The sequence below is a fragment of the Bacillus sp. SRB_331 genome, assembly GCF_003264175.1.
Taxonomy (GTDB): domain Bacteria; phylum Bacillota; class Bacilli; order Bacillales; family Bacillaceae_G; genus Bacillus_A; species Bacillus_A mycoides.
In genome coordinates this window covers 1-13175 of the sequence record NZ_NADV01000018.1, presented here as the reverse complement: position 1 = coordinate 13175, position 13175 = coordinate 1, and the positions used below count along the sequence as shown (strand labels likewise).

Genomic DNA, 13175 nt, shown 5'->3' with positions numbered 1-13175 from the left:
TTCGAAAGGATATACGATTTTATGTCCGTCATTTTAAAAAAATGTTAAAAAATATCTTCAGATGGAAGGAATCTCCCCTCCGTTCAATATTCTATAGATTTTTCTTTCACTAAATATTATGTGGTAGGAGCTTTCCTTACTGAGACCCTCTGCCATTGTTCTCTTGCTGATGTCCATTATTCCCTTGGGACCCTCTACCGTTGTTCTCTTGCTGATTCCCATTATTTCCTTGGGACCCTCTGCCGTTGTTCCCTTGCTGATTCCCATTATTCCCTTGCGATTCTCTTCCGTTGTTCCCTTGACCATTTCCATTATTCCCTTGCGATTCTCTTCCGTTATTCTCTTGCTGATGCCCATTATTCCCTTGCGATTCTCTTCCGTTGTTCCCTTGCTGGTTTCCATTATTTCCTTGGGACCCTCTTCCGTTGTTCCCTTGCCCATTTCCATTATTCCCCTGTGACTCTCTTCCGTTGTTTCCTTGCCCATTTCCATTATTTCCTTGTGATCCTCTGCCGTTGTTTCCTTGCCCATTTCCATTATTTCCTTGTGACCCTCTGCCGTTGTTTCCTTGCCCATTTCCATTATTTCCTTGTGATCCTCTTCCGTTGTTCTCTTGCTGATTCCCATTATTTTCTTTTATTTGCTTCGGTTGTTGTTCATTAGATTGCTTTTGTTCTATATGCTCTTTCTTCTCGTTGCTTTCTTCTTTTACAGGAGATGCGTCCGATGATGCATCAGAAGATGACTTTTGTTGTTCTTGATTAGACGGAGGTGCAGGTGGAGTAAGCGATTTTTGCTTCTCATTCTCTTGTTTTATATAAACGCCCGTTCCAACCCCTGCTTTCTTGGCATCCTCCCGCATTTGCATCGTACTGCTTTGATATTCAACTGTAATATGTTTTATCTCATACTCTTTCTTTAATTCCTGCATAACCTTTTCCAACTGTGGTTCTAGCGACTTGTCCTTTGCAACAGCTGTTAGCATAACTTGCTTATCATTCGTTAAGTACTTATCCTCTTGACTCTGCTTTATAATAGTGCGTATCACATCTTGCAGATGCTTATTTTCCCACCCTTTCATTTCTTTTAAAATACGCCTTCCGTCATCATTACAAGCCCGCAAATCTATAACACGAAGATCTTCCGTTACGCTCACCTCTAAACTTGGATTTATATCAACTGAGACATAAGCAAACACTTTTTCTTCTGGTTGATTGTAGAAGAACAGCAATACGCATAGAAAACCAGCAACAATTACTGTTGTAGGCTTTAAGAAAGGTGGCATTGAAAAACGCGGTGCTCTTTGCTCTTGTTCGTTAAACGAGATTTCCTCTCCAATCATGTAAGAGTGTACTTTTCTTTTAAACGTAATAAACTCTCCATTTGGAGTTAAAACAACTACGTTATGTTTCTTTATATCCATCACAATTCCTTTATTCATCATGCTTCTCCCCTCTTATATAATCCAGAATATATGTATAGTTGTTTGCAAAGATAATACACATCGCAATAATGTATTTTCGATGTCGCTCCAACGTTTTACGACTTACCCTAACACGTGGTTCAATATGTTTAAGGGGTAACTTTTTCTTTCGGAACAGCTCTTCCATCATTTTCTCGTCTTTTATAATAATCTTTACAATTTCTATTAAGTGCTCACGCGTATCACGATGCTTAGGGGATTCCTTAGCAAGCTCTGAAAATGTGATTTTAAACTCAGCTAGCACACTTTGAAAATGAAGAATTTCCTCCTTACGGTTACTATTTTCCATCTCTTTCATATACTCCGTAAGCGATACTTGTATTTCTAATATTTCCTCTTGCTTATCTTCTTTTAAAAAGACAAGATTATGCTTAGACTCCTTGCGTATATAGTCAATTACATCTCTTTTTATAAGAAGATCAGCAAACGCTAGAAAAGATTTTCCTTTTTTATATGAATACTGTTCAATTGCTTCGTTAAACGCAAACAATCCAATACTATATTCATCATCCTGTTCTGTAATGTACCTGCGGCAGACAGACGAGATTGATTTTCTAATAAACGGCTGATACTGTACGATAAAAGCTTCCTTATCTCCTCCGTTGTTTTGTATGTTAAATACGATATCTTCTATTTTCGTTTTTTTTAAGATTTTCATTACTAAACTCAACACTAGTAATCTCCCTGCCTCCTTCTGCTTCAAATAGCAAAATGGCCACTAAACAAGTGACCATTTAACCACATTTTCTTAGTACTTTTCTTTGGGCTTGTCTTCTTGCTGGTGCTCATATTTTTCGAGGCCGACTTTTTATATGACTATTTTTTCCACTTGTACTAAAGTGAAGTCTGTATTTTGTATTACTTTCTTGTTTTCTTTTGCAATACCACTTGTTCTTCTTGCTCTTTTCTATTTTAGCTGCAATCTTTGAATAACTCTTCGCTATATTTTTGGTAATTTTAGCTTTTTATTCCATTTGTTTTCTTCTACTGTTTTCTTCTACTTATATATATTCGAAGAAACAAATAATTTTATGGGGGTCAAAAAAATATTTTTTATAAAATAGTTATTTTTTCAAAAATAAAAACCATCAATTGGAAGAAACTCGTTATAACTCCTCCTTATGGTAATTCCTTTGTAAACCTTTTTATTTAAATGTACAATTGTATTAAAAGTCTAAAATTTCAGAATCGGAGGGCAGCGTCATGAAAAGTTTTGGTACGTTAGTAATCTCTACCGTCATTTCAGCAGGCTTAGTGTATTATAATATCGATTCCTTTTATAATAAATTTACATCCGGGAATACATATTACTGGGTAAACGGTATCCTAGCTGCTGGATTCCTTATATCCTTAATTATCAACATAAAAGATATCATCAAGAAAAACTACACAACTTCTGAATCAAATTAAGGAGCCTATTATGGTTCCTTTTTCTATGCAAAATAAAAAAGCAGCTGTTAAGCTCCTTTGAATTCTTCTTATCCCCAAATGAAATGATATATATATTCTCCCGTTACACGTTCATTAATTCCAGCGATCCTAGCGAATCTCATTAAGTCCGCCCCTTGAAGAAAATACACCGAGATCGTAACTGGTACTTGTGACCACATGAATTGATAAAGCTCATTCACTCTCTGATTCGTCGAAACGATTAAATCATTTACAGGTCCATGATTCCATGCAGAGGTTTGAACTGAAGTGAACGGAAGGTCTTTCCCATTAACCACTATTCTTACCACACTTTGAGTTATGTCCACAACAATCCCCTCCACCATTACAAATTTTAAGCCTGTTTCTATACTCATATTCTTGATTAATAATAAATGTTTAAGGCAAACCCCTATTTTCATTTCTACTCAAAAACAATTTATTTGATAAAATAAAAAAGCAGCGGATTCGCTGCTTTAAAATCTACATAACTCCCTTTTCTTTTGCTCTCTCATAAAGAACCGTGCGGCTTACACCTGTAACTTCACATATCTTCTTTACTGTAAGCTTGTTTTCCTTTCGGTTTGCAAGCAGATCTAAAGTATGTTCCATATTAGGATTATCATCATCGTACTTCTTAGGGCGCCCTTTATAAACACCACGCTCTTTAGCTAGTTCAATACCTTCTCGTTGCCGCATTCGAATTAGGTCACGTTCTAACTGATTAACACCAGCCATTACAGTGAGTAGGAAAGTGCTGTATGGATTATCGCTTGTAGTATCAAGCCAATTGTCTTTTAACGACTTAATAGAAGCGCCTTTTTCTTTAATTGTTTCTATGATACATTTCATTCGCTAGATTGATAAGCATTTCAAATGCCATCCCACGGTTTCCGAGTCCCATTGTTATTCCTCGCTTTCTATTAAAAGGATTGTTTTGTTTAAAAATTGATTCTAATTTATAACCTCTATCTTTTCCCTTCATTTCCCATTAAAATTGAGTAAAACTATTTTGAAAACATAGGAGAAAGCTATGAAGCATAACCTCAATCTATGGTCCTTTATATGCTCTTTGATTTGCGTTGGACTATTCCGTTTATATTTTGAAATTCCACTTGAATTATTCAAATTTTTCACGGATTCATTACACATTCACCCTTTATTTATATTACTAGTTTTAACAATAGGAACTTTTTTTGCTGGCATTATAGGATTTTCTAAGATGAATAATTGGATTGCGATGCTTAGGAGTGTAGCAACAGTCTTACTAACATTGTTATTATCAGTGTTTTTAACACTAACTTTGACTGTGGGTTATGCATTAAGTTAAACGTAGTTTTTTATGAGTAAAACTCAATATTCCGTCAATAATATAGATGACATTAGATTTTTCTCCTTGTTCCCCCTTGGAGATGAGCAGTTAGTTTTTGCTAACTGCTCTTATATTTATAACAAAGATAAGATTCTTTAGAATGATTCTTCTTTATTTCTCAATATAAGGAGCCTTGGATTTTCATTAAAACTCCTGTAGTATATGAACAAAGAGTAAGGTAAGAGTTACTCTTTGCCATTTTAGGAGAGGTTCTGTTGGAGACAACAGGACCTTTTTTCGTAAAGAGATGGTTTTGTTTAATTTCTCACCACTAACCACAAAAAAATATCTTATAATCGTTATATACTAAATTAAATTAAAAGATTAGGAGTAAATCAAATGCCAGTTACACTAGAACTTATTCTTTTCATTCTTATAGCAATTAGCGCTATTGGCTATTTAGTAAAAGAATTTCAAAAAACTAGGAAAAGAACACTTGGAATTTCACTAGAATTCTTGATTCTTTTCTGGTCAATATGGAGAATATCGACTATCATAATCTGATTTGTAAAACATGAATTCCTTCGAATAAAAATCAATATTATGTCCATAATGTTGATAGGCTGTATGCCAAAATCCATTTAGTTTTCTCTGTATCTCCTTGTATTGAGCAGTTAGTTTTTGCTAACTGCTCTTATATTTATAACAAAGATAAGATTCTTTAGAATGATTCTTCTTTATTTCTCAATATAAGGAGCCTTGGATTTTCATTAAAACTCCTGTAGTATATGAACAAAGAGTAAGGTAAGAGTTACTCTTTGCCATTTTAGGAAAGGTTCTGTTGGAAACAGCGGAACCTTTTTTCGTGATTTAAAGGTACTAAGACAAAATGAAATATTTACCATGAAGGTAATTGTTAAATATTTTACGCTTATACAGTATAATGGGATAGTTATTGTGTATTGGCATTAAGAGGAGCGTCCTGATTAAGCGCTTCTCTTTTTTTATAAAATAGCTCCAAATTACTTGGACAGATTTACCAGTTTATTCAACACAAATATCATGTTAAAATCCCTTGTGAATACGACATAACTCAACTTGGTGAAGCCCTGTAATATTTCCTGTAGGGCTTCTTTTTTTACAAGCAGTTATTTCATTAAGCTGACTACCTTGTTGTGCAAAATAACGATTTTGTTCACTTTTTTGATACATTTATAAAACATTCATATGTTATCTTCAGTAAGTTCTATTTCCTTTATAATATTGTGTGAAGTATACCAACGAACGAAGCCTAAAAAACTCTAATGAAGTGATGAAAAAAACCTAATTTCTCTACAAAACATTGAGAAATTAGGCTTTTTAATAGAAAAAGTAGCATTCATAAACAATGAATACAGTTTAACTCTTCAATTCTATTTTCACAGATTCATATATTCTTCTAAAGTCAGTTTTTCCTTATATATATTTTCAGCAATATCTCCTACATAGCGAATATGCCAAGGTTCATATGCATAACCCGTAATACTTTCCTTCCCCTTAGGATAACGAATGATAAACCCTGCACGATGCGCGTTTTCTTTCAGCCATTTTCCTTCCTCCGTATTCGCAAAGGATAGCTCTAGTTCATTGTTCGCACTTTTAGAAGAAACATCCATCGTTAACCCTGTTTGATGTTCGCTATGCCCTGGCTTTGCAGAGAAGCGATCCGTATGCTCTTGCCCTTTCTTTTTAACATTGTTGGCATACAGACCTTTTTGATACTCATAGGAACGAAATCCTGAAACAGCATTCAACTGGATCCCATCTTGCTTAGCTAAAAGGAATAGTTTTTCTAACGCTTCCGCTGCTTCTTTACGAAGATGACTCTTTTCTACCGTTCCACTAAATGAGAACGGTACATTTGGTACAACTAAATCCTCTGGCATATAGTCTTCGGGTAAACCATATTCCTTATTTACTACAGCCTGTATACTAGCAAAGGAACTTGCTATCTTATTTGAAGTCCCATTTTGCTTACTATTTTTTTCTTTATTTATGGAGTTTTCACTAGTTTCATGGTTTGTCTTATATGGTTCTTTACCAATAGATATATTGGTGTAAATGATAAAGATACCTAGCATTACTACTATACAAGTTAAGGTTCCTACTAATTTAAGTCTCATCATTCATTTCCTTCCTGCAACTCCTACTGTTACTCATTCATCATACTTCAACCATATCAAATCCATATTAATTCCCTGTGAACTTTTCTTCATAACGTATTCCTTAATAGATTGATAGTATATCTTCCCTTTCTTTTGGCACCCTTAAAATATCAGCTCTATTCATACATGTAGAAAAATAATCTAAAAATTTGTATAATAAGATAAGAAGTGTAGCATTCTATTATAGAAAGGTCTTGGTATAATGCTAGGTATTGATGTCAAAAAAACAAAAGAAGAGTTAATTATTTCATGGCAATTTGCGGAGGTCACGATTCCATTACGTGATGTGATTGAGGTTACCGAAGATGCTACCTATGCGGGTGTTGAAGAACCAAGTGCAATCCGTATCGGAACAGCATATGGGACAACTGATCGTATATTAATTAGAACTGTAAAACAAAATTATGTATTATTTACTACGAATAAAGTGTCGATTTTAAACGCAATTCACGCGTAACAATGAGTAGATAAACGCGCTTAAACAAAGTTCAAGTGAAATAAAAAGGTGCAAAGTCATAGAATTGACTTCGCATCTTTTTTAAAACAATCTATATGAATGAAAATTCCCTTTAACATTTCAGTAAGGCCAAAGCCACTTCTGTCACACCATACTACTTTGTGTCCCATTTATCTAAATTGAAGAGATAACGCTCTCTTTTTTTGATAAAATTATCTCTATAATGATAGCAGGAAAGGATTTGTTGCTTTATCACGGCAGAAAAAACACAGTTTGTAAAAAAAGAGCATTATATCCCCCAGTTCTCTATGAGACCTTTTGAAATAGCTAAGGGATTTTGTCTCACAGTGAATTTAGAAGCTGACACTTTGGAGGCTAAGGAAAAGAAAACAGGGAATTATTACAACAACTCAAAAATAAGCAAATAGATTAAAATACTGTAAATAGGACTAAATTATTTTTTAATTTTTATGCATTTTTACGTTTTAGGAAAATCACTCCACCAACAATTAACAATAATGCACCTGCAGCCATAGAGATCCAACTTGTAAGGTCAGCGCCTGTTTGCGGTAACCATCCAATTTTAGATTGAATTTCTTTCTTAGGTTGTGGTTGCTCTTTTACTTGCTCTTTAGGTTGCTCTGATGTTGGAGTATTTTTATCTTGATTCGGCTGTTCTGGTTTAGGTTGTTCCGGTTTTACCTCTTTGAATTTCACTGTTTGTCCCTTATCTTCAAATTCAGCGTGAATAGCTACTAAGATATTATCTTGATACAGTTCTTCAAATACTACTACTTCTTTACCTTGTAATGCAGAAGCATTAAATGTGAAATCTAATGTGATAGAACCATTTTTTTCTTTTGCAGTAAACTTAGATTCTACTGTTACTTCTTTATCATCAACTAATAATGGGTTTTTTGTTGCTTTATCCATTAGTTTGCCTTTTACAACGTACTCTTTACCCACGATTAAGTCTTTGTATTCCACTTTATCTTGGATTGTTACAGATTTAGAAGCGTCTAACTCTTTAGAACCATCAGCTTTGTTTGTAGCTGTCGTTTTAATAGAAGGCTCTACAAATCGAACTGTTTGACCTACATCGTTAATGTCAGTGTGAGTTGCAATTACTTGACCTTCATGCAATAAGTCTTCAAACACAACTACTTCTCTTCCTTGCTGTTCAGCACCAACGAAAGTAAAGTCTAATGTTACAAAACCATTCTTTTCTTTTGCAATGAACTTAGTCTCTGCTGTTATTTCTTTACCATCAATTAATAATGGTTTGTTAATAGCTTTGTTCATTAATTTACCTTTTACAGTGTACTCTTTACCAACAACTAAGTTAGTATACTCTACTTTATCTTGAATAGTGATAGAATCCTTTGAATGAATCTCTTTTCCACCATCAGCTTTGTTTGTAGCAGTTGTTTTTACTGATGGCTTAACGAACTTAACTGTTTGACCTTTATCATTGATATCAGCATGTGTAGTAACAACTTTTCCGTCTTTCAGTAACTCTTCGAATACTACTACTTCTTTTTCTTCTAAACCAGTTGCATCAAAAGTGAAATCTAGTGTAATAGAACCGTTTGCTTCTTTTGGTGTAAACTTAGTTTCAGCAGTTACTTCTTTACCATTTACAACTAATGGTTTATTAGTCTCTTTATCCATTAATTTACCTTTTAAAGTGTACTCTTTACCTACTTGTAGGTCTTTGTATTCCACTTTATCTTGGATTGTTACAGACTTAGAAGTGTGCATTTCTTTTGTACCATCGGTTTTATCAGTAGCTGTTGTTTTTACTGATGGAATCTTTTCATCTTTGACAATATGTTTAATGATTTGACCATTCTCTTTGATCTCAAAAGAGAATATTTCTTCATTCAATACATAACCTTTTGGTGCAACAGTTTCTTTATATGTGTATTTTCCAAATGGTAACTTTTCAAACTTCGCGATACCTTTATCGTCTGTTTTCCCTTTAACTACTTCTTTTCCTGCTTCATTATAAATAGCAAACTCTGCATTCGGAAGCTTATTGTTTCCATCAGCTACATCAACTTTTGTAATTTCTAGATCACCTTTGATAAGATGATTAACTGCTAATAACTCAATAATTTTTCCGTGTTCCTTTATTTCGAACACAATTGGTTCTGTAATAAGAACGTAACCATTTGGAGAAGCCTTTTCTACAAATGAATATTTACCATACGCTAAATCTTTGACGTTAACTTCACCATTTTTATCTGTCTTATATTCCCCAATTACTTTCCCGCTTGCATCTTTTAACTCGAATACTGCACCTTCTAATTTTTTACTGATATCTTCATTATCTACTTTTAGTAATTTCACACTACCTTTCACTTCTGTATTTTCCACTGTAAAAGTAAGTGTTTTATTGTGCTCTTTAATTTCAAAAGGATACTTTGTTTTATTTCCAATATATCCATTAGGTGTTTTTGTCTCTAAGAAATAATATTTACCATACGTAAGACCATCAACATTTGCAATTCCATTTTCTTTTGTTACTACTTTTTTCACTTCTTTTCCATCTTCAGTAAAGACCGTGAATTCAACATTAGGTAACATCTTACCTGAATCACTAAGTTTTTTTATTTCGATGTTACCTTTTACTTTGTTGTTTACTACTTGAACAGCTCCTATTTCCCCTGTCTTAACTTCAATAGTTTGTGGTTTATCACCTGAAACATAACCTGTTGGTGCTTTAATTTCTTTTACTGTGTAGGTACCAATTGGTAGGTTATTTAATTCTGCAGTACCATCAGCACCCGTCGTGATTTTTCCAACTGATTCATTATTTGCATTAAAGACTTCAAATACTGCACCAGCTAATACTTCTCCATTTTCCCCAACCTTTTTAATTTTTAAAGAACCAGCAGCTTCCCAATTTACTGCAAGGTCACTACTAAGCTTTTCCTCATTTCTTTCTAGTAGCACTGTAGCATTCTGAACAGTATCAGTACCGCGATAAGCAATTGCTTGAACTTTAGTTAAATTTGCAGCAACACTTAGATTAAATTCACCTGTTTTTGTATCTTTAGGAATTTGGATACGGATTTTTTCCCCAACTGAAAGCTGATCTTTCACTTCTCCATTTTCACTAACAATTTTAACTCCATTAGGTGCATTTTTCGCTACTACTTTATAAGAACCACTCTTAGCATTTGTTTGTACTGTGTATAGGTTTGTTTCAAAAAACTCACCCTTTAATTCTGCCTTTTGCTTTTCAGCAGGAATCACATTCATAAAAATATCTTGAGTATCTTCACTTTTATTTGCAGCATTAATAATTGTCTTAGCCGCTTTTTCAACATTTTTATTTTCATGCTTTAATTCATTTACATCAAGTTGACCTATTGCATTCCAAACCGCAAGCTGAGTTGCATAATGTGCTTCATTCTTATTAGCTACTCCCAGTTGTTCTATACTTTTTTGTGGGAAACCATTTAATAGAACCCTATATACTACATTATCTGTTTTCCCCATTTCAGGAAGATCTTCACCATTTGGTGATTTTAAGCCAAGAGTTAAACAATAAGCAATTTGACCGCTTGAATTTTTAATAATTTCAGTTCGAATGTACTTACCTAAACTGTTGCTATAACTCCAGTTCATTGAATACTTTTCATGCGTCATAACCTCCGCATTTGCCTTCGGTAGAAACACATTAAAGAATAATGCTAGTACTGATAATAATGCAAAAACTCTTTTAACAACTCTTCTCCCAAATTTTAAAACCTCCCTAGATAAAATGAATCCGATGTATTATTCAAATATTTAAAATAATCACAACGAAGATATTTCATATTATAAGACATAAAGTTACAAATATTATATTATTTTTACAAATTATTTATTTTCTCAATATCCACTATAAATTATAATATTAAAACATTTCATTTCACGAAAGTAACAATATTAGGATACCTTAACAAAATAAGAAACTTGGTAAAATACTAGAATAACGGTAGTTGGAGTACGGAAACGATTCTTGGCATGAAGGACCACTACAAAGATATTTTAATATGTAAACAGATATTTTCAGATTGAATATATGTATTAATAATGAAATTTTATTGCATTTACACCTGCAATGTTTATATAAAAGATAGTAAATTATGTTTTTATAGGATTTTTTCTATTAGTTTACTGGAAATTTGCATTATTATGTGACAATAAATATCATTGTATTTAATATAAAATGATATAAAAAAAGGGGTACGTAGATATTTATCGGAACTTTCAATTAATTATACTAAAATTAGTATTAAGAATATTAGTAAAAAAGTAACAACGTTATTATGAAGTTCGAATATTGGTCTAAGTAGACTAGCATCTCAATGGTAACCTCTTGAATACTTTTACGTTTTTAAATAAATTAAAATTACAAAGAAAAAATTAAAAATAATAATTTTTAATTTTTTCTTTGTAATTTAATAAGTTACATGTTAATATGGCGAAGGTTATAAAATGGATTTCGCCATACACAATGTTTTTTCGGAATATTCACTCCAGAGAAACGTAACTATTTCAGTAATTTACTTCATCTTTTACCTATACAAGGGCTACTTTCAATTTTTTTGTTCATAAGTAAAAGTAACTTTTTATTTCTATCTTCCTCATCGATTTTAATATAAATAGTAAAAAAGCACTTTTTCAAGTGCCCTTCCTTTTCTTTTTTAAAGATAGAAAATCTAATAAAATCAAACACCTAGATTAAACACATACATAATCCTACTTACAAACTCTCAGAGAGGTATAAACTATGGGAATTCCTACACTATTATTAAATACATTTATTATTATTATTTGTATCCTTAGTTACCAAGTATTTTGGCTAGAACATAAAGAAAAAATGGCATGTAATAATATATTAATTTCTGTACTTTCCTCCATTACAATTATTTTTTGTATGACTTTTCCTTTTCATTTACACGCTGGGTTCATTTATGATTTACGTTTTATTCCCATTATATTAGTTTTTCTATATGGAAATACAAAGAGCATTATTTGTATTGGAGTTTTATATCTTTCTTATAGGTTTTACTTAGGTGGAAGCGGAGTCTTCCCATCATTTATTATCTTTACTATTATTTCTGTTATTACAATCATGTTTCGTTACTTGTCACCTACTTATTTCAAGGAAAAGAAGATATTATTAAGTATTCTACTTATTTTGATATGTACAACTTCCCTTTCTATCTGCGGTATTGTAACGCAAATAAATACAGGTGGTAAAATTGACTCTACTCTCATTGAATATTTATTCAATTATATAATCATAAATATTTTCACAGTATTATTATCAGTTTATTTAATAGAAGGAATGATCGAGAAATATAAAATAAAAGAAAGAATGCAAAGAGCAGAAAAATTTTATATAGCTAGCGAACTAGCTGCATCGATCGCGCATGAAATTCATAATCCACTGACCACGGTACGTGGATTCACTCAATTACTAAATGAAGATGAGAGTGCTAAGATGTCTCAAGATAAGTACTTAGAAATTATGTTACTTGAAATGCAGCAAATACAATCTACTATTAATAACTATTTATCTTTAACCAAACCACAAAACATTATAAAAGAGGAACTAGATATTAATTACATATTAAATCAAGTGAAAGATAATATTTCACCACTCGCTCTTTCATATAATGTTGAAATAAAACAGCATATTACAACAGATTCCCTTTACATAAATGCTAATACTGAAAAATTAAAAATATGTCTAACCAACATCATACAAAATGGAATTGAGGCTATGAAAAATGGTGGCGTATTACAAATAAATATACAAAAAATAAAAGATAATATTGTAATTGATATTATTGATACAGGAATAGGAATGTCTTCCCAACAAATAAAACGTATTGCCTTGCCATTTTATTCAACAACAGAAAAAGGTACTGGCCTTGGTACTATGATTGCGTACAGTATTATTAAAGAATTAAACGGAGATATAGAGATAGAAAGTGAACTAGGAAAAGGAACACACTTTTCTATCACTATCCCCTGCTAATATAATAGAAGATTTATTTAAATGATATTATTTTGTAACTAATATAACCATATAAAAAGAAGACGTAACTATTCGTCATCTTTTTATATGGTTCTGGTGCAAAAATGTTAGTTAGAAACATAGAGTAGCAATTTCACAATTTATTCACAAGTACCGTTAAGCGCAAGTTTACGTTAAGTATGCTATTTGCATAATAATGTTTTCAAGAAAAAAGCAGCTGTACTTTTGTAATCTGTACCCTTTGTAAA

9 protein-coding genes and 2 pseudogenes are annotated in these 13175 nt (G+C 32.3%); 4 read left to right on the top strand and 7 right to left on the bottom strand.

The annotated features are described in order from the left end of the window. Positions 1 to 136: 136 nt before the first annotated feature. Together B5P42_RS12880 and sigI are read right to left on the bottom strand one after the other, a co-directional pair. Positions 137 to 1441: an anti-sigma factor domain-containing protein gene (locus tag B5P42_RS12880; protein ID WP_113734395.1), complete on the bottom strand. Its 1305-nt coding sequence runs from the start codon at positions 1439 to 1441 to the stop codon at positions 137 to 139. After that, positions 1434 to 2156 (bottom strand): RNA polymerase sigma factor SigI, encoded by a 723-nt coding sequence (sigI, locus tag B5P42_RS12875; RefSeq protein WP_002128341.1) that lies wholly within the window; start codon positions 2154 to 2156, stop codon positions 1434 to 1436. The genes B5P42_RS12880 and sigI overlap by 8 nt, the downstream gene beginning before the upstream one ends. A gap of 530 nt (positions 2157 to 2686) precedes the next feature. Here sigI and B5P42_RS12870 point away from each other — a divergent pair. After that, positions 2687 to 2893: a hypothetical protein gene (locus tag B5P42_RS12870; protein WP_000834521.1), complete on the top strand. Its 207-nt coding sequence runs from the start codon at positions 2687 to 2689 to the stop codon at positions 2891 to 2893. 68 nt (positions 2894 to 2961) lie between these two features. Here the strand turns inward: B5P42_RS12870 and B5P42_RS12865 are convergent, their stop codons facing one another. From B5P42_RS12865 to B5P42_RS32630, 3 genes and pseudogenes are all read right to left on the bottom strand, one after another. Continuing rightward, positions 2962 to 3333: a hypothetical protein gene (locus tag B5P42_RS12865; protein WP_113734342.1), complete on the bottom strand. Its 372-nt coding sequence runs from the start codon at positions 3331 to 3333 to the stop codon at positions 2962 to 2964. Between the two features lie 61 nt (positions 3334 to 3394). Then, positions 3395 to 3754: pseudogene (locus B5P42_RS12860) on the bottom strand (recombinase family protein); the annotation flags it as partial. Beyond that, positions 3747 to 3815: pseudogene (locus B5P42_RS32630) on the bottom strand (Holliday junction resolvase RecU); the annotation flags it as partial. The pseudogenes B5P42_RS12860 and B5P42_RS32630, both read right to left, overlap by 8 nt. A gap of 129 nt (positions 3816 to 3944) precedes the next feature. Between B5P42_RS32630 and B5P42_RS32625 the strand changes: the two are divergent. After that, on the top strand, positions 3945 to 4241 hold the full coding sequence (locus tag B5P42_RS32625; RefSeq protein ID WP_113734341.1) for a hypothetical protein: 297 nt from the start codon (positions 3945 to 3947) through the stop codon (positions 4239 to 4241). 1400 nt (positions 4242 to 5641) lie between these two features. Here B5P42_RS32625 and B5P42_RS12850 read toward each other — a convergent pair. Next, the gene (locus B5P42_RS12850; RefSeq protein ID WP_181458795.1) at positions 5642 to 6385 is read right to left on the bottom strand and encodes a M15 family metallopeptidase; all 744 of its coding nucleotides are present in this window, start codon (positions 6383 to 6385) and stop codon (positions 5642 to 5644) included. Positions 6386 to 6629: 244 nt separating this feature from the next. Between B5P42_RS12850 and B5P42_RS12845 the strand changes: the two genes are divergently transcribed. Beyond that, complete coding sequence (locus B5P42_RS12845) at positions 6630 to 6884, top strand: SunI/YnzG family protein (RefSeq protein WP_002035246.1); 255 nt, start codon at positions 6630 to 6632, stop codon at positions 6882 to 6884. A gap of 468 nt (positions 6885 to 7352) precedes the next feature. On the opposite strand, the gene B5P42_RS12840 is transcribed toward B5P42_RS12845, so the two are convergent. Beyond that, entirely contained in the window at positions 7353 to 10571 is a 3219-nt protein-coding gene (locus B5P42_RS12840; protein WP_483295818.1) for a VaFE repeat-containing surface-anchored protein, read from the bottom strand. A gap of 1099 nt (positions 10572 to 11670) precedes the next feature. Between B5P42_RS12840 and B5P42_RS12835 the strand changes: the two genes are divergently transcribed. Next, positions 11671 to 12927 (top strand): ATP-binding protein, encoded by a 1257-nt coding sequence (locus B5P42_RS12835; protein WP_113734338.1) that lies wholly within the window; start codon positions 11671 to 11673, stop codon positions 12925 to 12927. Positions 12928 to 13175 lie beyond the last annotated feature (248 nt).